The 23253-nt window shown below is 46.2% G+C and carries 20 protein-coding genes, 1 pseudogene and 1 riboswitch; all 21 genes and pseudogenes read right to left on the bottom strand.

The genetic code is table 11. From position 1 onward, the window contains the following. Positions 1-1465: 1465 nt before the first annotated feature. Positions 1466-2785 (bottom strand): annotated as a pseudogene (locus tag ASD24_RS31510) (exosporium glycoprotein BclB-related protein); the annotation flags it as partial. 1 nt (position 2786) lies between these two features. Beyond that, on the bottom strand, positions 2787-4532 hold a 1746-nt coding region (locus ASD24_RS30295; RefSeq protein ID WP_235540561.1), incomplete at its 3' end, for a collagen-like repeat preface domain-containing protein. A 194-nt stretch (positions 4533-4726) separates the two neighbouring features. Continuing rightward, entirely contained in the window at positions 4727-6208 is a 1482-nt protein-coding gene (locus ASD24_RS14060; RefSeq protein ID WP_310141984.1) for an ATP-binding protein, read from the bottom strand. After that, positions 6177-6893, bottom strand: coding sequence for a response regulator transcription factor (locus ASD24_RS14055; RefSeq protein ID WP_017687664.1), 717 nt, complete (start codon positions 6891-6893; stop codon positions 6177-6179). The genes ASD24_RS14060 and ASD24_RS14055 overlap by 32 nt, the downstream gene beginning before the upstream one ends. Positions 6894-7037: 144 nt before the next feature. Beyond that, entirely contained in the window at positions 7038-8300 is a 1263-nt protein-coding gene (ccsA, locus tag ASD24_RS14050; RefSeq protein WP_056696653.1) for a cytochrome c biogenesis protein CcsA, read from the bottom strand. Further along, entirely contained in the window at positions 8297-9970 is a 1674-nt protein-coding gene (gene resB / locus ASD24_RS14045) for a cytochrome c biogenesis protein ResB (protein ID WP_056696651.1), read from the bottom strand. The genes ccsA and resB overlap by 4 nt, the downstream gene beginning before the upstream one ends. A gap of 14 nt (positions 9971-9984) precedes the next feature. After that, positions 9985-10512: a redoxin domain-containing protein gene (locus tag ASD24_RS14040; RefSeq protein ID WP_056696649.1), complete on the bottom strand. Its 528-nt coding sequence runs from the start codon at positions 10510-10512 to the stop codon at positions 9985-9987. 199 nt (positions 10513-10711) lie between these two features. Continuing rightward, positions 10712-11461 carry a pseudouridine synthase gene (locus tag ASD24_RS14035; RefSeq protein ID WP_056696646.1) on the bottom strand — a complete coding sequence of 250 codons (750 nt, stop codon included), beginning with the start codon at positions 11459-11461 and terminating at the stop codon, positions 10712-10714. 236 nt (positions 11462-11697) lie between these two features. After that, positions 11698-12516, bottom strand: coding sequence for a S1 family peptidase (locus ASD24_RS14030; protein ID WP_056696644.1), 819 nt, complete (start codon positions 12514-12516; stop codon positions 11698-11700). Positions 12517-12614: 98 nt separating this feature from the next. After that, the gene (locus ASD24_RS14025) at positions 12615-13148 is read right to left on the bottom strand and encodes a spore maturation protein (RefSeq protein WP_056696642.1); all 534 of its coding nucleotides are present in this window, start codon (positions 13146-13148) and stop codon (positions 12615-12617) included. A gap of 6 nt (positions 13149-13154) precedes the next feature. Beyond that, complete coding sequence (locus ASD24_RS14020; protein WP_056696640.1) at positions 13155-13781, bottom strand: nucleoside recognition domain-containing protein; 627 nt, start codon at positions 13779-13781, stop codon at positions 13155-13157. Positions 13782-13796: 15 nt separating this feature from the next. Beyond that, positions 13797-14984 carry a D-alanyl-D-alanine carboxypeptidase family protein gene (locus ASD24_RS14015; RefSeq protein WP_056696637.1) on the bottom strand — a complete coding sequence of 396 codons (1188 nt, stop codon included), beginning with the start codon at positions 14982-14984 and terminating at the stop codon, positions 13797-13799. A gap of 136 nt (positions 14985-15120) precedes the next feature. After that, positions 15121-15591, bottom strand: coding sequence for a GerW family sporulation protein (gene ytfJ / locus ASD24_RS14010; protein ID WP_056696635.1), 471 nt, complete (start codon positions 15589-15591; stop codon positions 15121-15123). A gap of 135 nt (positions 15592-15726) precedes the next feature. Next, positions 15727-16458 (bottom strand): DUF2953 domain-containing protein, encoded by a 732-nt coding sequence (locus tag ASD24_RS14005; RefSeq protein ID WP_056696633.1) that lies wholly within the window; start codon positions 16456-16458, stop codon positions 15727-15729. A 207-nt stretch (positions 16459-16665) separates the two neighbouring features. Then, positions 16666-17349: an SMC-Scp complex subunit ScpB gene (gene scpB, locus ASD24_RS14000; protein WP_056696631.1), complete on the bottom strand. Its 684-nt coding sequence runs from the start codon at positions 17347-17349 to the stop codon at positions 16666-16668. Beyond that, positions 17318-18118, bottom strand: coding sequence for a segregation and condensation protein A (locus ASD24_RS13995; protein ID WP_056696629.1), 801 nt, complete (start codon positions 18116-18118; stop codon positions 17318-17320). The genes scpB and ASD24_RS13995 overlap by 32 nt, the downstream gene beginning before the upstream one ends. Positions 18119-18220: 102 nt before the next feature. Beyond that, positions 18221-18688, bottom strand: coding sequence for a 6,7-dimethyl-8-ribityllumazine synthase (gene ribH, locus ASD24_RS13990; protein ID WP_056696627.1), 468 nt, complete (start codon positions 18686-18688; stop codon positions 18221-18223). A gap of 91 nt (positions 18689-18779) precedes the next feature. After that, positions 18780-20012 (bottom strand): bifunctional 3,4-dihydroxy-2-butanone-4-phosphate synthase/GTP cyclohydrolase II, encoded by a 1233-nt coding sequence (locus ASD24_RS13985; protein WP_056696625.1) that lies wholly within the window; start codon positions 20010-20012, stop codon positions 18780-18782. A gap of 68 nt (positions 20013-20080) precedes the next feature. Then, positions 20081-20749, bottom strand: a complete 669-nt coding sequence (ribE, locus tag ASD24_RS13980; protein ID WP_056696623.1) for a riboflavin synthase — start codon at positions 20747-20749, stop codon at positions 20081-20083. A 54-nt stretch (positions 20750-20803) separates the two neighbouring features. Further along, positions 20804-21907 (bottom strand): bifunctional diaminohydroxyphosphoribosylaminopyrimidine deaminase/5-amino-6-(5-phosphoribosylamino)uracil reductase RibD, encoded by a 1104-nt coding sequence (gene ribD / locus ASD24_RS13975; RefSeq protein WP_056696968.1) that lies wholly within the window; start codon positions 21905-21907, stop codon positions 20804-20806. 405 nt (positions 21908-22312) lie between these two features. Continuing rightward, a riboswitch (FMN riboswitch) is annotated at positions 22313-22473 on the bottom strand. A gap of 260 nt (positions 22474-22733) precedes the next feature. Next, positions 22734-23165 carry a peptidylprolyl isomerase gene (locus ASD24_RS13970; protein WP_056696621.1) on the bottom strand — a complete coding sequence of 144 codons (432 nt, stop codon included), beginning with the start codon at positions 23163-23165 and terminating at the stop codon, positions 22734-22736. Positions 23166-23253: the final 88 nt, after the last annotated feature.

The following is a 23253-nucleotide window of genomic DNA, read 5'->3' as shown; positions in this document are numbered from 1 at the left end:
ACCTGTTATGCCTAYGCCTGTGGCTCCAGTGATACCAGTCGCTCCTGTTTCACCTGTTATGCCTAYGCCTGTGGCTCCAGTGATACCAGTCRCTCCWGTTKCACCTGTTAYKCCTACGCCTGTGGCTCCTGTAACTCCAGTCGCTCCTGCACTCGCCAATAACGTGTAATCTGGTGACGTGCCCGGGGTGCCTGTCGGTGAAGCCACGTTCGCAATATACGTACTGCCATTAAACGTAACCACCTGACCCGCTGGATACGTCGGTGCCACCGCTGGGTCAAATGCTACAATGCCGGTTAAGCCTGCACCGGTCGCTCCCGTTAAACCAGTTGCACCCGTCGTACCAATGCCTGTTGCTCCTGTAACTCCGGCTACACCTGTTACCCCAGTAGCTCCTGCACTCGCCAACAACGTGTAATCTGGCGATGTGCCCGGTGTACCCGTTGGTGAAGCTACGTTTGCAACATACGTACTACCGTTAAACGTGACTACCTGACCGGCTGGATACGTTGGTGACACCGCTGGGTCAAATGCTACAATGCCGGTTAAGCCTGCACCGGTCGCTCCCGTTGCTCCTGTTGTACCAACCCCAGTTGCTCCTGTTAATCCAGCTATACCTGTTACTCCTGTGGCTCCTGCACTTGCCAATAACGTGTAATCTGGCGACGTACCCGGTGTGCCCGTTGGTGCTGCCACATTCGCAACATACGTACTGCCGTTAAACGTAACTACCTGACCTACTGGATACGTTGGTGCCACCGCTGGGTCAAATGCTACAATGCCCGTTAAACCTGCACCCGTAGCTCCAGTTGCGCCCGTCACTCCAGCTCCAGTTGCTCCTGTAACTCCAGCTGTACCTGTTACTCCTGTGACTCCCGCACTCGCCAATAGCGTGTAATCTGGCGATGTGCCTGGGGTACCCGTTGGCGCTGCCACATTTGCAACATACGTACTTCCATTAAACGTAACTACCTGGCCAGCCGGATACGTTGGTGCCACGGCTGGATCAAATGCTACAATACCCGTTAAGCCCGCACCGGTTGCTCCCGTTAAACCAGTTGCCCCCGTCGTACCAACGCCCGTTGCTCCTGTAACTCCAGCTGTACCTGTTACTCCTGTGGCTCCTGCACTCGCCAATAACGTGTAATCTGGCGACGTACCCGGTGTGCCCGTTGGTGAAGCTACGTTTGCAATATACGTACTACCGTTAAACGTGACTACCTGACCGGCTGGATACGTTGGTGCCACCGCTGGGTCAAATGCTACAATGCCGGTTAAGCCTGCACCGGTTGCTCCCGTTAATCCCGTTGCCCCCGTCGTACCAACGCCCGTTGCTCCTGTAACTCCAGCTGTACCTGTTACTCCTGTGGCTCCTGCACTCGCCAATAACGTGTAATCTGGCGACGTACCCGGTGTGCCCGTTGGTGAAGCTACGTTTGCAATATACGTACTACCGTTAAACGTNGTGGCTCCTGCACTCGCCAATAACGTGTAATCTGGCGACGTACCCGGTGTGCCCGTTGGTGAAGCTACGTTTGCAATATACGTACTACCGTTAAACGTAACTACCTGACCGGCTGGATACGTTGGTGCCACCGCTGGATCAAATGCTACAATACCTGTTAAGCCCGCACCGGTTGCTCCCGTTAAACCAGTTGCCCCCGTAATTCCCACTCCTGTGACTCCGGTCACTCCAGTTACCCCAGTGGCTCCTGCACTCGCCAATAACGTGTAATCTGGCGACGTACCCGGGGTGCCCGTTGGTGCTGCCACATTTGCAATATACGTACTACCGTTAAACGTAACTACCTGACCGACCGGATACGTTGGTGCCACGGCTGGATCAAATGCTACAATGCCGGTTAAACCTACACCGGTTGCTCCCGTTAAACCAGTTGCCCCCGTAATTCCCACTCCTGTGGCTCCGGTAACACCAGCTACTCCAGTTACCCCAGTGGCTCCTGCACTTGCCAATAACGTGTAATCTGGAGACGTGCCCGGTGTGCCCGTTGGTGAAGCTACGTTTGCAACATACGTACTTCCATTAAACGTGACTACCTGACCAGCCGGATACGTTGGTGCCACCGCTGGGTCAAATGCTACAATGCCGGTTAAGCCTGCGCCGGTCGCTCCTGTTAAACCAGTTGCACCTGTCGTACCAACCCCTGTTGCTCCCGTAACCCCAGCTATACCTGTTACCCCGGTAGCTCCTGCACTCGCCAATAACGTGTAATCTGGCGATGTTCCCGGGGTACCCGTTGGCGCTGCCACATTCGCAACATACGTACTGCCATTAAACGTAACTACCTGACCGGCTGGATACGTTGGTGCTACTGCCGGGTCAAATGGCAGAATCCCACTTAATCCTACACCGGTTGCTCCCGTACCGCCTGTTGCTCCTGTCGCACCAGAACCTGTGGCACCAGTCGCCCCTGTGCCGCAGAATCCCACTTAATCCTACACCGGTTGCTCCCGTACCGCCTGTTGCTCCTGTCGCACCAGAACCTGTGGCACCAGTCGCCCCTGTGCCACCTGTTATTCCTGCGCTCGCCAATAACGTGTAATCTGGCGATGTTCCCGGGGTGCCCGTTGGCGCTGCCACATTCGCAACATACGTACTGCCATTAAACGTAACTACCTGACCCGCTGGATACGTCGGTGCTACTGCCGGGTCAAATGGCAGAATCCCACTTAATCCTACACCGGTTGCTCCCGTACCGCCTGTTGCTCCTGTCGCACCAGAACCTGTGGCACCAGTCGCCCCTGTGCCACCTGTTATTCCTGCNCAGAATCCCACTTAATCCTACACCGGTTGCTCCCGTACCGCCTGTTGCTCCTGTCGCACCAGAACCTGTGGCACCAGTCGCCCCTGTGCCACCTGTTATTCCTGCACTCGCCAACAACGTATAATCTGGCGATGTGCCCGGGGTACCCGTTGGTGCTGCCACATTCGCAACATAGGTACTTCCATTAAACGTAACTACCTGACCCGCTGGATACGTCGGTGCTACTGCTGGGTCAAATGGTAGAATCCCATTTAGTCCTACACCCGTTGCTCCCGTACCACCTGTTGCTCCTGTCGCACCAGAACCTGTAGCGCCAGTTGACCCTGTGCCACCTGTTACTCCTGCACTTGCTAACAACGTATAATCTGGCGACGTACCCGGGATACCAGTTGGCGAAGCTACGTTCGTAACAAACGTACTTCCATTAAACGTGACAACTTGGCCCGAAGGATACGTCGGTGCCAATGCTGGATCAAATGGTACAATGCCACTTAAACCTACACCTGTGGTTCCTGTCACACCCGTTACACCTGTTGCCCCTGTAGGACCGGCACCTGCTAATAATGTATAATCTGGCGATGTACCCGGTGTTCCCGTGGGTGAAGCTACATTCGTAATATACGTACTACCGTTATATGTCACTACCTGACCAGCTGGATAAGTCGGTGCCTGAGCTGGATCAAAGGCAAGTGCACCACCAAGCCCTATACCTGTTGCTCCAGTTGCACCTGTTATACCTGCACCAGCAAGTAAGGTGTAATCTGAGGATGTGCCTGGTGTCCCCAATGGACCTGCTACACTTGATATATAAGTACTTCCATTAAACGTGACCACTTGACCTGCCGCATACGAAGGAGCAGATGCTGGATCAAAGGGAACCGAACCAGACAGCCCAACACCAGTCGCACCTGTAGCTCCTGTTGTGCCAGCCAAAAGCAACAAGCTATAATCTGGAGAACTGCCTGGAAGTCCAATCGGACCATTTACATTAACAACATAAACACTCCCATTGAAACTAACAACCTGACCTTGGGCGTACGATGGAGCAAGAGCCGGATCAAATAATGTGATGTTGTTCAAACCAGTACCCGGAGCGCCTGCCGGTCCCTGTGTTCCTTGAATCCCTTGTGGCCCCTGTGGGCCAATCGGACCAGCTGGCCCTACTACTCCCGCAGGTCCATTTGTTCCTGGAGGTCCCGCTGGTCCAGGTACGCCTGGAACGCCCGGAACACCTGGTACACCTGGTGCTCCAGGTGGCCCAGCTGGGCCAGTAATTCCTAATGAGCCAAATGTTGTCGTTGCTCTACTAAGTGACACAGATATGGAACGAATTAATCCTACCAGGTTATCTTTTTCTGCCGGAGCAATTTCAAGCAGCAAAGTTACACTTAATAAGTCATCTAACAGATTCTGTAGGTTACCTGCCAAATTTATCAAAGCTACCGGAACAACTTCCGAACCTGCAATACTTAACTCTAACACGGCTTGAAGTTCCGCCTTTACTCCAGCACGAAATCCTGAATCGTTAACAAAGGCAAGCAAGTTCTTCAATCCAGTTTGTAATGTACTTATATTGGATGCCGTAGGTTGACTAATAGCTGCTGGGATACTAATGGCAAGGGTTCGCAAGATCGCTTCAAACTGTTCCCTTTCACTTTCGGTTATTGGAATAAAAGGAGAACCTGCTCTAAACGATCTACCGTCCAAAAATGCCTTAATATTTACTCTTTTGCGCCGATCGGACATGCGTAATTCAATCCTCCTTTAATGACCTTATTCCTCAAGCATATGAGCTAGTGGAGGAAAAATTATCTTGGACACATCTTTTCACTGAAATTATTGACATCGTTGTTCCACGTTGAACAAGATTAAACGGTAGACTTCAACAAAAAAACACCCTCCATTGGAGGGTGTCTTCGCACTTTTTGTATAAAATCAATCTATTTCGGAGAATCAACAGGAAACTGCATCATAAACTCAGTTCCTTCGCCAAGAATGCTATTCGCCTGTATGGTTCCATGATGAGCATCTACAATGTTTTTTACAATAGCAAGTCCCAAACCCGTGCCTACACTTTCCCCGCGAACACGAGCTTTATCAGCCTTGTAGAACCGTTCAAAGATAAACGGTAAATCCGATGTTGGAATGCCTACACCCTCGTCCTTAATCGAGATTTTGGCTGCAGGAATTCGACTATCTGTTACAAACTTTGCTGATATCATAACGTTTTTATTCGTAGGAGTATGTCGAAAAGCATTGTCCAACAGATTGGTGAAGACCTGCTCAAGCCGATCCTCATCTGCGTGATGCAGCTTAATGGAGGATTGTGCACAGTCCAAGTGGAGCGAGATCCCTTGTTCTTTGGAACGTACCGAGAATTTGCGATAAACTCGTTCAAGTACTTCCACCAGATCAACTTCTCTCATCGCCATATCTGTATGACCTGCTTCCATTCTAGCCAGATCCAATAGATCTTTCACCAATCTCCCCATACGAAGAGACTCATCATGAATAACCTGAATTAATTCTTCACTCTCTTCCGGAGATGCTGCCATACCATCCAAAAGAGCTTCACTGTAGCCCTGCATCATGGATAAAGGCGTACGTATTTCATGTGATACATTCGCAACAAAATCTCGCCGCATCTTCTCCAGGCGCACTTCCTCCGTTACATCACGAAGTACAGCAACAGCTCCTCGAATCACACTATCCGCATATAGCGGCGTCATCTGAACAGACCATACTCCCTGTTGAACATGAACGTTGGAACTCTGATCCCCACCTTGCTCCATAACGAGCTTGAACAGAGGAATGAGCGGCTCGGGTACATCCCGAGAAGCACTTCCCCGTTCTGATGTATCATCTGTATCCGCTTGTGACCAATCTAGATCGCACCAAACCTGCATAATTTTCTCGCCTGGAGGATTGGTTAGAATCACTTTGCCTTCACCATCAAACGTAACTACTGCATCCGTCATGCTTCGTAGCACACTAGCTAGATGCTCTTTTTCATGATTAAGATTCCGGATATTATCTTCTAGTTGCGCAGCCATATGATTGAATGTGTTTGCCAATTCGCCAATTTCATCACTCGTCACGAGTGAAAGACGGGTATCATAATTTCCTTTTCGAATGGAGTTAGCTGCTTGAATTAATTGCTGCATCGGCTGAGTGATTTTAGTAAAGAGAAATAACGCAAAGAATGTTGTCAAACTGAAGCCTATAATACAGACATACGTAAATAATCTCTTGATATCCCTCGACTCTGATTCAGCAAAATTGGTATCAATGTAAGGCAGCAAAAAAAGCCCCAGCGCTATGAGTACACAGCCCACAAGGAAAATAATCGTAATCCATAACTTGCCAACGAGCGATCTCCAGAACGCAAAACTATTTCGGTACTTCCAGTTTATAGCCCACACCCCAAACTGTCGTAATCATCGCCGCCGACTCAGGCGAAACCTTGTTTAATTTTTCACGAAGACGCTTAACATGTGTATCTACAGTACGGAGATCACCGAAAAACTCATAATTCCAAACATCCTTGAGAAGCTCTTCTCTAGAAAAAACCTTATCTGGAGAAGTAGCCAAATAATGCAACAGTTCGTATTCTTTTGGTGTAAGACTAATCTCTTCTCCGCCTGCTGTTACGCGGTGAGCATCATGTTCAATAACCAAGTGTGGGAATACGATGTTGTTGCTTGAGTTACTCTCTTTGGACAAGTACGCTGTTGCAGATGAACGACGTAATATAGCCTTCACTCGGTATATCACTTCGCGTGGACTAAATGGCTTGACCACATAATCATCAGCTCCAACCTCAAAACCCTGAACCCGATTAATTTCTTCACCTTTTGCTGTCAGCATCAGAACAGGAGTTGATTTAACTTGACGGAGTCGCGTACACACTTCAACGCCATCCATCCCTGGCAACATGACATCCAGAAGAATCAGTCCGTAATCTCCTGCCGTTGCTTTTCGCAGAGCAGTCTCTCCGTCCTCTGCCTCATCAATTTCATAGCCTTCTTTTTCAAGATACATTTTCAAAAGTCTGCGGATTCGTTCTTCATCATCCACAACGAGAATTCGATTCTCATGCTCTGCCATTCCAACTCCAGCCCCTTTGCAATAACTGCTCGTCACTTCTATTATGTTCGATCTGGCGAACAATATTTGAATGCCCGCTTTTAACGTGAGGGCTCACACCTATGTTTCATGGGTTTCTCTCCAGAACGTTACGAAACAACCGCCTTAATCTGCCCCAGCATAAGAGTGTAGCCCTGCGATGATCAGATTGACACCAACCAATGTAAACATCACAACCAAGAAGCCTAACACCGCAAGCCAAGCAGATTTTCGTCCCTGCCATCCTCGAGATAAACGTAAATGTAAGTATACACTATAATAAAGCCACGTTATTAATGCCCATACTTCCTTCGGATCCCAGCCCCAGAATCGACTCCAAGCAATCTGAGCCCATATCATAGCAAAAATCAACGCACCTAACGTAAAAATCGGAAAGCCAATGGCAATGGCTCGATAACTAATTTCATCTAGATCATCAGCATCAATACCATCTAATGCAGGTTGTAGGACTTGTCCAAGTGGTCTTCTTACAATTAAACGAATAATGCCATACAGGATCAGACCCATGATTACAGACCATACCACCGTGTTCAGTTTGCGTCCAGCATTTACCCCGTTCATCCAAGATGGTGTCTCAAGTAACGGTTCTTTCATACCAAGAAACGGTTTCATGCTCTCTACCTCACTCTGATACGGTGCAAAAATAGGAGGCATGCGATAAATCACTTTCTCTATTGTACTATTTCCCTGTACCTCTGTGTCAATGCTCGCTGTTTCTTTGACGAACACAGCTTCATATCCAGACGCACGAAAAGCAAATACTGTACCGATAAATCCAATGACAACCACAATCGTAATCAGTGTAAATTCAACCCAACCACGCTGACGTCTAGAGGATTTATCCTTGCCACTGAAATCAACGGTGCGCAACAAATACATAAACCCTGCCGCAAAGCCCACTGCAAAGAAGGCTTCACCTAGTGCTGCCAAGGTGACATGAATTTTCAACCAAATAGATTGTAGCGCAGGAATGAGTGGCTGCACTTCCTGTGGAAATACGGCCGCATACGCCATAATAATAATGGTAAGTGGTAACGCGAAAAGTCCAATCAATGTTTTACGATAAATGGCATAGACTACGATGAAAGCTACCATAATCATCATGGATAAAAAGCTCATAAATTCATACATATTGCTTACAGGTATGTGCCCTGCACCAGCCCACCGAGTGAAGAAAAAGATCAAATGAGCTGCAAGTGCTATCGTTGAGGCAATAAAGGCTCTCTTGCCCCATTTTTCAACATGAGCCTGAGGATCACGATTACTCCACTTTTTGCCCATAACCGCCACACCATATAACATAAACGCTGCACTATAGAGAAAAAAAGATACAATAAATGCGTCGCTGCTGAAATCCAATAAACTCATGCTTGGTTCCCCCCGTTATCCAACGACTTCTCATCTACTTCCACATTCATCTGTTTTAGCACAGTTGCAACCTCGCGCCTAAAGCCAAACCAATTTTTGTTGGTATGACCTCCAAGCGTAAGATGACCATCATCAATACGTATCCATATACGGCGGTGATGCCAGTAGAAGCCCATAATCAGGCCCAACATAACAATTCCAGCCCCTACCCAGACAAAAGGCATTGCTTTATCAATTCGGATATTGAGATAACTTACCGATTGAATGATGTCCACTTTATCCATACTATCCACTTCTAACTGAAATGGGATTGGATCACCCGAGAGCTGTTGGTTAATTGAATCTTGTTGAAATCGCTCTTTGTCGATTTGCTTGGCAAAATACAAATATTGAATGCCCCCTTCAGGCAGCTCTGGCCCGGTAATCAAAAATAAAAAGGCTGGTGCATTCGGTGAGGGCGACTTCGAGGTGGGTTTACCTTGTGCATCCAAAGCAAAGTCCATAAATTTATTTTTGACCTCTAACGTATATGGCCCAACTTGGAAGCTTGGCTGTGTATCCACCATATCGATCTTCAGTTCGCCAATCTTCTCACCTGTTTGAGCATTAACCAATTCAGGAGTAACCGATCGAATGGTTGGGGTTAAGTCGTAATCAAATTGATATGCCTTCAGCCCGTTATAGTTTAGTGGATGATTTACTCGCACATCATGTCTTGCAACCTCAGACAACTGAGGTTTTTTGGTCAGATCCGAACAATCAGCAGTACATTCATACAGCACAACTTTGGTTTCGAAGAGCTTAGGAACCATCCGATTCAAATTACGAAATTGTTCCGTTACCTCTTCCTCACTGTAGAACTCCACATTAAACTGTTCATTCTTCAAATACATAGATGTATTCGGAATCTTCTTAATCTCACCTTCGGGAAATGCCACATGCTCGTCCAAGTTCAATCCCGGTAATCCCCGAGCAAGCACAGCTAGTAAAAATATGATGAGTCCAATGTGGATAACATAAGGTCCCCATCGGCTGAATCGCTGCTTCTCAGCAAGCAATGCATCACCTTCGGTATGTACACGATACCCCTTCTTTTTAAGCGGCGTAACCGCTTTCTTAATCCAATCCGCAGAATCACCCTCAATTGAACCTTGGTACACGAGACGTTGTCGGGTAAGAAACTGCATATGCTTTCGGATTTTTTGCTTGTTCAGCGCTTTGTAAAGTGGGAGTACTCGGTCAAGGCTGCATATGACTAACGAAGCACCAATTAACACAAGTAAAAGTATAAACCACCATGATTCGTATGTATGGGATAAGCCCAGTAGATAATAGATATGACCTAATTGCCCATACGTCTCTTTGTAGTACACGGAAGGGTCAATATTAAGAAACGTGCTTTCTTGAGGATAGATTGTCCCAAGTATAGACCCAAGCAGGGTAAGCACAATCATGTACACAGCAATTTTTACGGATGAGAAAAAGTTCCAAACCTTATCAATGATATTCGGATTGCTGCGCTGTGAACGTCGAGCCATTCCATCATAACGCATTTCGAGCACTTCATCTGATTTGGCCTCAGCTTCAAGCAGTGGCTTTCCGCAGGCTTCGCACAGCACCGTGCCTACTGGATTTTGGTGTCCACACTCACATTTTGTGTTTTGGAACACGACTGGACCTCCGTTCAGGGCTGTTTAGCCAGTTGTGAAATTTGAGCGTCAAGTGTGTCTAAATCTAGTTGACCAATGTGAATGGTAGAAATTTTGCCCGTATTAGACACGAAGAATGTAGTCGGCATCGGAGATATCCCATAATCTCGAACTGAATTTTTGTCACGATCAAGCATAATAGGAAATGTAACACCAACCTGCTTCACAAAATGCTCTACGGTCATCTGATCTTCCCCTACATTAATCCCGATAAATTGAACACCCTGGTCTTTCCACTTATCCGCTTGTGCTTGAAGTGCAGGCATCTCCTTCACACAAGGCTCACACCATGTCCCCCAGAAGTTGACGACTAGTGCCTTGCCCTCGTATTCCTCAGACGTATGTACTTGACCGTCCAAGCCCAGCAGTTCAAAAGAAGGTGCTCGATCTCCTTCTTTTGGCTTGCCATTCGAGCCGGATGCGGATGTACTAATTGCATATCCGCCCAACACCAGGATCAAAAACAAAATGACGATCTGCACCGTTCTTCTTGATTTCCCCATGTGCGCTCTCCTTTTAAGGTGACTATATAAATTGAACTAAAGAATAGTACACAAACCTCCCGTGTAAATGTTTAGTTCAATTTATATAGATCATTCGCAATACGTAACTGTCCCAGATATCTGTGAACATCCTATGAACAATTATAGCGAATTCCGTCACAAAATTGCGGCAGTTTTATGAAAATTATGTGTCCTTACATTACCTTTTCTTCATTTTTTTGGCTGGTTCTGATTTTGCGAGTTGAATTAGGTTATTGACTTCTTCTTTGGATAGATTACGAGTCAGTCCCCGTTTCAGGTTTTGTAGCAAAATCCCACCAAAAGCAATACGTTTTAAGCGTGTCACCGGATGGTTAATCGCCTCAAACATCCGTCGAACCTGGCGGTTACGACCTTCATAAATAGTAATTGAGATTACGGCCTCATTGTTCGCGGTATCCACATCCTTGTATTCAACCTCAGCCGGAGCGGTCATACCATCATCAAGCATAATCCCTGTCTTTAATTTTTCCAGAGCCGATCCATGCGGAACTCCTTTGACTGTTGCCAAATACGTTTTGGGTACATGGTGCTTAGGATGTGTCAGCAAATGTGCAAATTCGCCGTCATTCGTAAGAATCAATAAACCTTCCGTATCATAGTCCAGTCTTCCTACTGGATATACACGTTCTTTGACCCCTTTAAGGTAATCGGAAACAATTTTCCGTCCTTCTGGATCGGAAGCACTTGTAATTACACCTTTTGGTTTGTTCATGAGCAAGTACACTTTTTTCTCACTGCGGATTGGTTTCCCGTTTACCGTAATGATATCCTCTTCAGGGTTTGCTTTCGTGCCGAGTTCGGTCACGACCTCCCCATTGACTTCTACTTTGCCGGACTGGATCAGTTCCTCGCTTTTGCGACGGGATGCGATACCAGCTTGAGCAATAATTTTTTGTAATCTTTCCATGTTTGTCATGTCACCTCACACTAATGATACCCATCAAGGAGGGAAATCACAAGGATAATCCAAGGAAAATGTAAACAGAGGCTCTAAATGACCATTTCGAGTACTAATCGTATAACTTTTAACGCAAAAAAACTCACCCTTCTTATCTCCGTTACCAGAACAAGAAGGATGAGCAGCATGCAGCTATAGGTTTTTGTTCGATCTACTTTTTAAAAAGCTTCATAAGTATAATTTAATTAATTTGAGACCTTGCCTGCAACAACCACTTGCTTTCTCGTAGGTTTTGCACTGTCTTTGATAAAGTCTTGCAGGGTTTGTGATGTAATAAAGTACGTTCTTGAACCATAGACAAAGGTCATCATGCCAATGACTTGATTGTTCTGATCCAACACAGGGCCACCAGAGTTACCTTGTGCCATGGATTTTACAATACTGCCTATCCCTTTTCGACCTGGAACATCGGTTGCATTAGGACTGGAAACCCGGCTTTTAGCAATTGTATTGTATGTCGCTGGGAATTCATCATCGAGAATTACTAAATCTCCATCTGGATTTTTGGGAAAACCAATTGTGTAAACTAGTTGATTATCCCTTGCGTTTGCAAACGTTACAGGCTGTGCATTTATTTCTTCGTCCAGCTTCAGTAGCGCCATATCCGTTACCGGATCAGTCTTTATAATTTTGGCTTTGATCGGACGCTTCAGCTCGCCTGGACTGGCAACGCTTAACGTTCCCTCATCACCCTTCGCTAGCTCCGCATACTCCTGAACGACATGATAATTCGTAAGCACTTCGTCCTTGGATATCAAAATGGAAGTTCCGACATCATAATAAACCACGTCCGGTTCATCCTGCTTGACTAAACGAACGTTAACGACTGGAAAAGAATCCGCGGTAACCGCAAACTTCTCTCGTAATTGTTTATCAAAGTATCCGGTAAAATGTATCGTGTTGACCGCTTGCGCATCCACCATTCCAGTAGGGCCAGTTAGCAATCCTATCGCCATCATGCCTGACAACCCAAACTGAAGCACTCGTTTCCATCTCTTATGCATGTGCAACTCTCCTCCCGCTATCCATTCTAGCATATCTTGTATATCGGAAGGAGAATGCAACTTGGTTAACTATAGTTATAGAATGTATTGAAATAGATTTATCCAAAAACGATTAAACAGATGACAAGTGCCGCAATGAAGCCCACAACATCTGAAAACAGACCTACTTTGAGTGCATAACGACCGTTTCGAATGCCTACCGCTCCAAAATATACGGTTAGTACATAGAGCGTTGTATCTGTGCTTCCTTGAATTGTAGAGGCCATACGACCAATCATGGAGTCAGGACCATAGGTCTTAATCAAATCGGTTGTAAAAGCTAGAGAGCCTGTCCCCGTTAGCGGACGAAGAATTCCCAGTGGCAGGACTTCTCCTGGTATACCCATCCAGGATACAAGTGGAGCAAACCAACTAATCACAAAATCCAGGGCTCCCGAAGCACGAAATACACTTATCGCAACCATCATTCCTACGAGATGAGGAATAATGCTAATCGCAGTGGAGAACCCCTCTTTTGCTCCATCAACGAAGGATTCATAGACTGGAACCTTCTTGGTAAACGCATATAACGGAACAAACGCGATAATAACCGGAATGGCCCAGGCAGAGATCCAGTTGACGAAGGTTAGCAAGGTTATTCATCCTTTCATGCCAGGATTGCCGCTCTTCACGATACGTGGCGGCTTGTTCAGCGTTCTATTTCTATACCAACGATCTGCCATAATAGCTGCTAGTGTTGCGATAATTGTTGCGATTAGCGTCGTTCCTACAATCTCTGTTGCGTTGGCGGATTGATAATTCAACCGAATAGCAATTAGCGTCGTAGGAATTAGCGTAATACTTGCCGTATTTAACGCGAGTAATGTACACATGGCTGGGGATGCCGTTTCTTTATCAGGGTTAAGTTCTTGTAACTGTTGCATCGCCTTAATGCCCATTGGTGTAGCAGCATTCCCTAGACCGAGCAGGTTGGCACTCATGTTAGATAGGATATAACCCATGGCTGGATGATTACGAGGCACGTCCGGAAATAAGAAGGCAACGACTGGACCAAGAAGCTTAGCAATTTTGCTAAGCAGTCCAGCATCTTCACCTATTTTCATCATACCCATCCAAAATACAAGCACACTGATCAGTCCCAAACATACCGTAACCCCGGTGGCCGCCCCATCAAAAGCCGCTTGCGTGACCACTTCAATCTTTCCATTCACCGCTGCAAAAACAAACCCAATCACAATCATCAATAACCAGATTAGATTGATCAACCAGGAAAACCTCCTTTACGGGGACAACAAGTGACTTATCACGGCACGCCATGCGGCTGCCCAAGTTGTAATTTCCCCTATTCCAGCAAATGCAGCTTCTTGCATCTCAGGTTGGGGAGGAATATAACTTCCTTTGTGATACACGGGAATAGAGCCTATGAACTTCCCATTCAGTTGCATTTCAATACGACCAGCTAGACCAAATGAAAGATCATTCGCTTTACTTTCGTTTTGCGATTCATTTTGACTGCGATTGGTCGTTAAGATCAGCTTCTTACTTATAGAGTCGATCTCACTTTCAGCCAGCGGATATTGAAAACCTCGTCCTGTAACGACCGTGGTATTCGCCACAGGCTGTTCTTTTTCGGCGATTTCTCTTAAAGGAAAGTTTTTGAATCCGAAATCCAGCATACGTGCATGATCGTTCCAATCGTCTCCATCATTCAGGGTTACAGCCGCTAGCTGTTGCCCATCCCGCGTCGCAGAGCTTACCAGACACCTGAAGGCTTTTTTGGTATAACCGGTCTTAACCCCGTCAGCTCCTTCATACAATCGCAGCATTTTGTTTTTGTTGTGCCAGGAGTATTCCCAGCTTTCATTAGGATTCGGTGCCGATTTGTTCTCTGTTGCCACGATGCGTTTGAACACGGGATTATGTAGCGCATAAGCCGTTAAACGTGCCATATCATTCGCCGTAGAATAATGTCCCTCGGCATCCAAGCCATGAGGATTCATGAAGTGGGAACGGGTTAAACCGATCTCCTCTGCTTTCTTATTCATCAGAAGCACAAAACCTTCCTCTGAGCCACCAACATGTTCGGCAATAGCCGAAGCTGCATCATTACCAGAACGCAACATAAGTCCGTACAGCATGTTTTCAAGCGTCATCTCTTCGCCAAGCTTGAGATAAAGCGACGATCCTTCCTTTGCAAATGAAGAGGCTGTCACCTTCACCTTATCTTGTAATTTCCCATGTTCAATGGCGACAATTGCGGTCATGATCTTGGTCAAGCTGGCGATACGCAATTCTTGATCTCCAGATTTGCTGTACAAGATCCGCCCAGACGTGACATCAATGAGAGCTGCGCTCTGAGCATGAGTTGAGGGGCTTGGAATCGTTCCGGATGCACCGGCAGTTCCAACTGAAGACAACAGTAATAACGGAATCAGGAAACTCGCAATCATTTTCGTTAACATTTTCATTCAACCATTCCTCCGGGTCACTTGGAATCTTGTACTACTTTATGTCTGGACAACCCGAAGTATGTCCTAGTGATACAAAACAACCTAAAAATCCCTCTCGCATGTGCAGCGGGAGGGATTCAATACATCCATTATTTTAGCTGTAAGTCGATGGATCAGGAGTTCGGATCTCCGGTTCATCTTTAGAAGGGTTACGACGGAACATCTCCTGAATTCGATCCATAACGTATGGCGTTGAATCGATTAATTTCTCAAATAGATGTGTTGAATTATCAAGTGGTACGATATGAACGCCTTGTTTTCCTACGACGAGGAAGGCAATCGGACGGATAGACACGCCACCCCCGCTACCTCCACCGAATGGAGAAGCAACCTTGGCTGATTTTGCATGTTCCGCAGTTGACGCAGAACCACTTTCTTTCTTTTCGACATTCACATTAAAGTCACTGCCGCCCGCTGCAAAACCAAAGCCCACTTTACTGATCGGCAAAATAACCGTACCGTCCGGTGTTTCAACTGCATCGCCAACGATTGTATTGACATCTACCATGGCCTTGATATTTTCCATAGCAGTTTCCATTAAGCCTTGTATTGGATGATCTGACATGTAAGTTCCCTCCAGTTTCATTTTAACTAGGTTTGATCTAAAACATATCATCCCCAATTTCAAGGGAGTTATGTACCAGTGCGTACCTAGATACATCCTGAATTCGTTTAAACCATCATTTGGCAAGGCTCACAATTAAATGTGAGAATTATGATGTTGTTCCTTGTGCTTCTGCTTGTGTTTGCGCCGCTGCTCTTGTAGAAGTCGAAACCACATCCGCCAGCCCCCTTCTACTTTGAGAACACGCGTCATCAGACGGAGCCCTGCGGTGAAGACCGCACCAAATCGAATGCGCATATGCAACTCCAGTTCTGTCTGAAATTCCATTTCATCCTCCCACACTGGAATGACTTCCAGACAAGGTGTGCGTTTAAACTGTACCTGATAGGATAAAAATCCAATCATGATGGACTTCATTGTCCATACCCAGCCTGTAACGATGGCCGTATAGGCCGCATCTGCTACTCCAATCCGGGTAGACCAGGATAAATCAGTCATATGTACACGGGTGAGCGTTTGTTTGACCCAAATTTTGAGTGCATCCGTCGCTCTAAGCATTACTTTTACTTCTTTTGCCCATTTTTTAACTTTGCGTTTGTTCACACGCTCGTTGCCCTCTGCTTCCCCCCGCGAATGGTTCGTTCGTTGCTGCGTCTTCACAAGAAATCCTTCTTTCATATTTTTGAAGACGATACTCGGAATTTCATATTTAATTCGAACCAGGCCGTAGAGAAGGCGAATATTGATAAGAGCATAATCATCACTTCTATGTTTACGAAACGTAAAGTGTATATGAATATTCGAGATGAGAACAATGGCAAGTAAAAGAATGGCAAACAGCACGATTCCCCCAAGCCAAATCCACACAGGCCTTACCTCCAAGGCTACAATTCTCTTCCTGAATAGTATGACACTATATATTGGAAAAAATTCATGGCTCATAGAAAAACCGTTGAACTTACACAATTCAGTCATTACCCTTCCGCATCACTATAACGCAAATAGACCGAAACCTTTATGTAAAAAGGAATCGGCCTACATGCGCGAGTAACGCGATGACAACTGGTTAAGCATTTACCTATTTTCGTGATCTCCGTCATCCAAGTCTTCAGCAACGTCTAATCCATGATCATCGATTACCTCATCAAATGAATCTGTCTGATCACTTCCATCCAAGCTTACCTGCTGCACATCTAATTTATCGAACAAGAGCTGTGTCTCTTCCTCTAGGTTTTCCGTATCTTCGAATAACCCTGGCTCAGGAAGATCCTTAATTGTAGCCAGTCCGAAATAATCTAAGAATGACTTGGTTGTTCCATACAGGATCGGGCGCCCGATCGCCTCTGCTCGTCCCACTTCATGAATCAGATCTTTGTTCACTAACGTATGAATCGCACGTTCAGACTTCACGCCGCGAATCTCTTCAATCTCCACCCGAGTGATCGGCTGGCGATAGGCCACAATGGCAAGCGTCTCCAGAGCCGCTTGGGATAACGATGTACGCGCTGGAGAATAGGCAAGTTTCTCAAAATAAGAGGCATGTTCCGGCAATGTTCCGAGTTGCACCACGCCGGCCAGCTTGAGAATCTGAACCCCTCTTCCCTGATTTGCAAAATCAGCAACCATCTCCTCCACCGCATCGGACACCCGTTCCGGAGGTTGATCTACGATTTCGGCAATTTGTTTGATACTCAGACCTTCTTCTCCGGACAAAAACAGCAGGCCTTCAATAATCGACTTCAATTTCGGAAAATCCATGATTCCTTGCTTCCCCTCTCCACTCCATAACAATATCCTCAAACATCCGTTCCTGATAACAGACGATCTGCTTCATCTTCATAAGCTCTAAGATCGCAAGAAAGGTAACGACAATTTCATGCCGGTAGATCTGTTCATCTAACAGCTTAGAAAACAACAACTTACCACCTGGCCCTATACGCTCCAGTGCACCAATGACATCACGAATACGATCTTTAACCGATATTTCATCTCGTTGAATACGAGCAACGGTCGTTCGCTTCTCAGCCTTACGTAGCGCCTTCTGAAAAGCAGCGATGAGATCGGAGGTATGAAGTCCCTGCACCGGATTCGATTGCGTCTCCACAGGCATATAAGGTCTAAGATCTTCAGGCTCTTTGGAAAAGATGAGGCTCCGCTCCCACTCCCGCTCATGCAGATGCCGTGCAATCCCTTTGTATTTGCGATATTCAATCAGACGTGCAATCAGTTCAGCACGTGGATCATAATCTTCATCTTCGATATAATCATAATCCTCAAAATCCTCAATTACCGGTGGTTTGGGCAGTAATAGTTTGCTTTTGATCGATAAAAGTGTTGCAGCCATCACGAGAAATTCACTTGTAATATCGAGCTCCAATTCTTGCATCGAATGCAGATACGCCATATATTGATCGGTAATATCGCTGATGGGAATATCCTGGATTTGAATCTCTGCCTTGTCGATCAAGTGAAGCAGAAGATCCAAAGGCCCTTCAAAAGTCTCCAGTTTGTATGTAACTACCGTCACTAGACGAATCCTCCCGCCAGAAAAATACAAAACCCTGCTAAGCCGCCGAATTCGGTCTCCCGTTTTCGTCTGCGCAGAGCAGGGCACTACATTAAATAAGCACTATTTTAGCTGTTTCGTCAAGTTTGCCATTTCAATTGCGGCCGTAGCTGCATCCCAACCTTTGTTGCCTGCCTTCGTCCCAGCGCGTTCAATCGCTTGCTCAATGTTCTCTGTAGTCACGAGACCAAAGATCGTTGGCACACCTGTTTTGAGGTTAATTGCCGCAACACCTTTTGCCATTTCATTACATACATAGTCATAGTGAGTTGTTGATCCACGAATGACTGTTCCTAGTGTGATAACGGCGTCATACTTGCCACTCTCGGCCATTTTCTGCGCAATAAGCGGGATTTCGAAGGCTCCTGGAACCCACGCTACATCGACTTCATTGTCCTGAACGCCATGGCGTTTGAAAGCATCCAGTGCACCGCTGAGCAATTTACTCGTAATAAATTCGTTGAAACGTCCAACGACTACTCCATATTTTAATCCTTCTGACACTAAATGTCCTTCGAAAAAGTTTGGCATTGTTAGTCAACTCCTATAATTAGTATGAGATATAATCGAATGATCTTGTCGTTAGTTTTTCCACAAATTACATATATGAATCGATGCTCAATTATTTTTCATTTTGCTCGATTTCATCAAATTTCAGCATGTGTCCTAGCTTCGCTTGTTTGGTATGCAGGTACAGTGTATTATCCTCATTCTCTTGGATCTGAATCGATACCCGTTCAACCACCTCAAGACCGTAACCTTCTAACCCTTTGATCTTGCGTGGATTATTGGTTAACAGACGAATCTGGCGAACACCAAGGTCTTTGAGGATCTGGGCTCCAATTCCATAATCACGAAGATCCGCTGCGAATCCAAGCTTCAAGTTGGCATCTACGGTGTCTAGCCCTTCCTCCTGCAACTTATAGGCTTTGAGCTTGTTGATTAAGCCGATGCCCCGGCCTTCCTGTCTCATATAGAGCAGGATTCCATTGCCCTCTTCATCAATTTGTCTGAGTGCCGCATCGAATTGAGGTCCGCAGTCACAACGATGAGAGTGGAATACATCCCCTGTGAGACACTCCGAGTGAACACGCACCAATACAGGCTTGGAACCGTCAATCTCACCCTTAACCAGTGCGACATGTTCCTTATTATCCACCGCATTGGTGTATGCAACTGCCTGGAATTCACCAAAATCCGTAGGCATACGCACAGCCACCTCGCGCTGTACTAACTGTTCCTTCTCATTGCGGTACCGAATCATGTCCTGAATACTAATCAACTTCAGATCATGCTTACGTGCGATTTCCTGTAGATCAGGTAATCTCGCCATCGTACCATCTTCTTTGATGACCTCACAGATCACGCCTGCAGGGTATGAACCACACATGATTGCTAGATCAACTGCGGCTTCCGTATGTCCAGCACGACGCAGTACTCCGCCGTCTTTAGCGATGAGCGGGAACATGTGACCCGGTTTGCGGAAATCCGAGCTTTTGGCATCAGGATCTATTAAGCCTTTCACCGTAATGGAACGTTCAAACGCGGAAATGCCAGTTGTGGTATCTTTGTGATCTACTGACACGGTGAATGCTGTTCCATGAAAGTCCGTGTTCTGTTGAACCATCGGTTTGAGATTGAGCTCGTCTGCACGTTGCTGTGTAATCGGTACGCAGACTAGACCTCTGCCCTCGGTGATCATGAAATTAATGACTTCAGGCGTAGCCTTATCTGCCAAAGCGATGAAATCACCTTCATTCTCCCGGTCTTCATCATCCACAACGATCACGGGTTTTCCTCGCATCAGATCATAGATAGCTTCCTCGATTGGATCGAGAATGGATTGCTCTGTCATACGTCTCCCTCCAATTCTTTTATCTGTCTTCTCCGTTCTCGTATAAAAGGTTTATTCAAACCTATATCTTACGCAAAGCCGTGATTGGCCAGAAAATCTTCACTTATACTCTTGGGCTTTGTCTCTTTCTTGCTGGAGTGACCGCTCCCGTATTGAAGTAAATGATCCACGTATTTACCCAAGATGTCACATTCAATATTGATGGTATCTCCAGTGTTCTTAAAATTCAGCACAGTCTCTCCAATGGTATGAGGAATAATAGAAACCGTGAATGATCCGGAAGCGGTGTTCACAACGGTAAGACTGATGCCGTCTAAGGTGACAGACCCTTTTGGAATCAAATATTTAAAAAGATCATGATCATCCGGTTTAATTTCGAAAACAACCGCATTCTGGTCACGAGTAATACTGCCAATCACTCCCGTGCCATCCACATGCCCCTGCACAATATGTCCACCAAACCGGCCACCAGACAGCATTGCTCGCTCTAAGTTCACTTTGCTTCCTGACTGCAGGTGGTTCAAGTTCGTATGTCGATACGTTTCTGGCATAACGTCAGCGGTAAAACCTCCGCCTTCCAGCGTAGTTGCCGTTAGACATACTCCATTTACGGCCACGCTATCACCAATTTTCAAATCATCCATGACGGCGGAAGCTCCGATGTTCAGAACCAATGCTTCGCCCTTTCGACCGATGCGCCGAATGTGACCGACTTCTTCCACTAGACCGGTAAACATGCTACCGCCTCCTTCTTGTACATCTTCTTAGCACTCACGCTTCATCGATCTCCCTTATTCTGGCCAGACCGGGATACCGCCAATGCTAATATTATCTCCAACTTGCTCGATTTCCAGTTGATTCAATTGAATGGCCTGGCTCATACGCTCAACACCTTCGAAACGGAAACTTCCAGGCGTATCATACCCACCCACGATTTTGGGAGCAATGAACATTAGCATACGATCCACCAGTCTAGCTTCCAGCATTGCCCCGTTCAACGTGCCTCCACCTTCAAGCAAAATAGATCCAATCTCACGCTCACCCAGTTTACTGAGTGCATTAAGGAGATCGACACGTGGCCCTGGTCCACAGCGGATAACCTCTACACCATATGCCTCAAGGCGCTCAGCCGCTTCAGGGCTTGCATCATCCGTTGTAAGCACCCAGGTCGGTGCAATGCCATCCTTGACCATTTTCGAGCCTACTGGTAGGCGCAGCTTGGAATCCACTACGATTCGAACCGGATGAATGCCTTCCACTTGCAATCGAGTCGTCAATTCAGGATTGTCCGCGATGACAGTCTCAACGCCGACCATAATTCCCTGGTGACGATGACGAAGGGCATGCACGATCTCACGAGCAGGTTCATTGGAAATCCATTTACTATCTCCACTACGGGTAGCAATTTTGCCATCTAACGTCGAGGCCGTTTTAAGGGTCACAAACGGTAATCCTGTGGTGATGTATTTAATGAATTTTTCGTTCAGGCGTCTCCCACGTTCGCGCAATATGCCAACTTCAACTTCAATTCCTTGTTGGCGAAGCATGCTGATCCCTCTGCCCGATACTTGAGGATTAGGGTCTTCACAACACACTACTACGCGCTTTACTTTCTCATGAATCAGACGTTCGCTACATGGAGGTGTTTTGCCATAGTGACTACAAGGCTCCAACGTAACATATACCGTACTTCCTTCGGCATCACTACCCGCCATGTTCAATGCATGTACCTCAGCATGACCTGTACCACGTTTAAGATGTGATCCCAGCCCGACTACGCGGCCTTCCTTGACCACAACACAACCTACAACGGGATTAATTCCAGTCTGTCCTTGTGCCCGTTCTGCCATATCCAATGCGAGTCCCATATAAAATTCATCATTGATCATTTCCAAGTCCGTCACCCCACGGTCTAATCTATTTTGTTATTATCTTCTCCTAGTGGAGAAAATGATGTGCATCTTCATCATAAAATGATTTTCAATTCACTACCGAATGTTTAAAGGATTCCGTTAAGAAAATAAAAAATCCCCGTCGAACAGTCCGTTCGATGGGGAGAAGAGACACTACGTCGTCGCAAGACAGCGTTGATACACTGGTCATATAGCGCACAGAATCACTACCTTGATTCGATTCAGGTAAGTGAAAACAAACACATACCCTAATGAAATTCATTCTAGGTAAAGCGCTTCTAAGACATAACCTATGTATGGAGGCAATGGGAAACACCCGCCTTCTCCATGTACAGTCACAAACTCACTGCACACCAACACATCCGCGAATGCAGCCAGAAGCTACACTCTCTCCTTCTCCCATCCAGACTATACTGTCGGTTCTGGAATTGCACCAGATCAGCCATCTGCCGCAGCAGACAGGTCACGGACTTTGCACATAGACATAAATGATTCACGAACATGTGCATCACCGCCGGTAGGGAATCTCACCCTCCCCGAAGGATTGTTGCGTTATTAATTGGATGTTAGCACTTTAACGTCAAAAAATCAATTGTTTTTTGTTCCTTTTTGTCACATACTAACTTTTAATAAGCGAAGATGACACCACAAACCGCTTCCTGAACGAAGAATAACCTTAGCTTAAGGATTCACCAGAATCGGTATGCCCATGTATAGAAGATCCAAATATCCAAAAAAACCCGTAGTGCTTCTGCAACAACAGAAGCACTACGGGTTTCCTATAAAACATAAGCATTTTTAGTAAAACTTACGCTTCAACAACTTCAACAGTTTCCATTTTGTCGCTTCCTTCGAAAGCGTCAACGAACTCCATACCTTTGGTTACTTTACCAAATACAGTATGTTGTCCATCCAAATGTGGTTGTGGTTGATAGCAGATGTAGAACTGGCTTCCACCTGTGTTACGGCCAGCATGCGCCATAGCCAATGTTCCACGCTCATGTTTGTTCGGGTTAATTTCACAGTTGATTGTGTAACCAGGGCCGCCTGTACCGTTTCCAGTTGGGCAACCGCCTTGAGCTACAAAGCCAGGGATTACACGGTGGAAAGTCAAACCATTGTAGAACCCGGAGTTTGCCAGTTTCTCAAAGTTTGCTACTGTGTTTGGAGCTTCTTGATCGAACAGGTCGATCAGAACTTCTCCGCCGTTTGCCATTTTGATTTTCGCTTGTTTCGCCATATGTAAATGACTCCTTTCGTATTGACCATCTTAATGGTGCCAGAAGCACATGACCCTAGGTCAAGCTTAATAGCACTTTTCATAGTGT

It is taken from the genome of Paenibacillus sp. Root52, assembly GCF_001426865.1.
GTDB lineage: Bacteria > Bacillota > Bacilli > Paenibacillales > Paenibacillaceae > Paenibacillus.
The sequence above is the reverse complement of the archived record's forward strand: the minus strand, read 5'-3'. Positions and strand labels throughout refer to the sequence as shown.

Bases quoted from the DNA above. Each gene is read 5' to 3' on its own strand.
- ASD24_RS13970 (WP_056696621.1), bottom strand. From the start codon at position 23,165: ATGGCGAAACAAGCGAAAATCAAAATGGCAAACGGCGGAGAAGTTCTG.
- ASD24_RS14040 (WP_056696649.1), bottom strand. From the start codon at position 10,512: ATGGGGAAATCAAGAAGAACGGTGCAGATCGTCATTTTGTTTTTGATC.
- ASD24_RS14030 (WP_056696644.1), bottom strand. From the start codon at position 12,516: ATGCATAAGAGATGGAAACGAGTGCTTCAGTTTGGGTTGTCAGGCATG.
- ccsA (WP_056696653.1), bottom strand. From the start codon at position 8,300: ATGAGTTTATTGGATTTCAGCAGCGACGCATTTATTGTATCTTTTTTT.
- scpB (WP_056696631.1), bottom strand. From the start codon at position 17,349: ATGGATTTTCCGAAATTGAAGTCGATTATTGAAGGCCTGCTGTTTTTG.
- ASD24_RS13985 (WP_056696625.1), bottom strand. From the start codon at position 20,012: ATGACAGAGCAATCCATTCTCGATCCAATCGAGGAAGCTATCTATGAT.
- ASD24_RS14015 (WP_056696637.1), bottom strand. From the start codon at position 14,984: ATGAAAATGTTAACGAAAATGATTGCGAGTTTCCTGATTCCGTTATTA.
- ASD24_RS14035 (WP_056696646.1), bottom strand. From the start codon at position 11,461: ATGGAAAGATTACAAAAAATTATTGCTCAAGCTGGTATCGCATCCCGT.
- ribE (WP_056696623.1), bottom strand. From the start codon at position 20,749: ATGTTTACCGGTCTAGTGGAAGAAGTCGGTCACATTCGGCGCATCGGT.
- ASD24_RS14055 (WP_017687664.1), bottom strand. From the start codon at position 6,893: ATGGCAGAGCATGAGAATCGAATTCTCGTTGTGGATGATGAAGAACGA.
- ytfJ (WP_056696635.1), bottom strand. From the start codon at position 15,591: ATGTCAGATCATCCAATACAAGGCTTAATGGAAACTGCTATGGAAAAT.
- ribH (WP_056696627.1), bottom strand. From the start codon at position 18,688: ATGCCAAACTTTTTCGAAGGACATTTAGTGTCAGAAGGATTAAAATAT.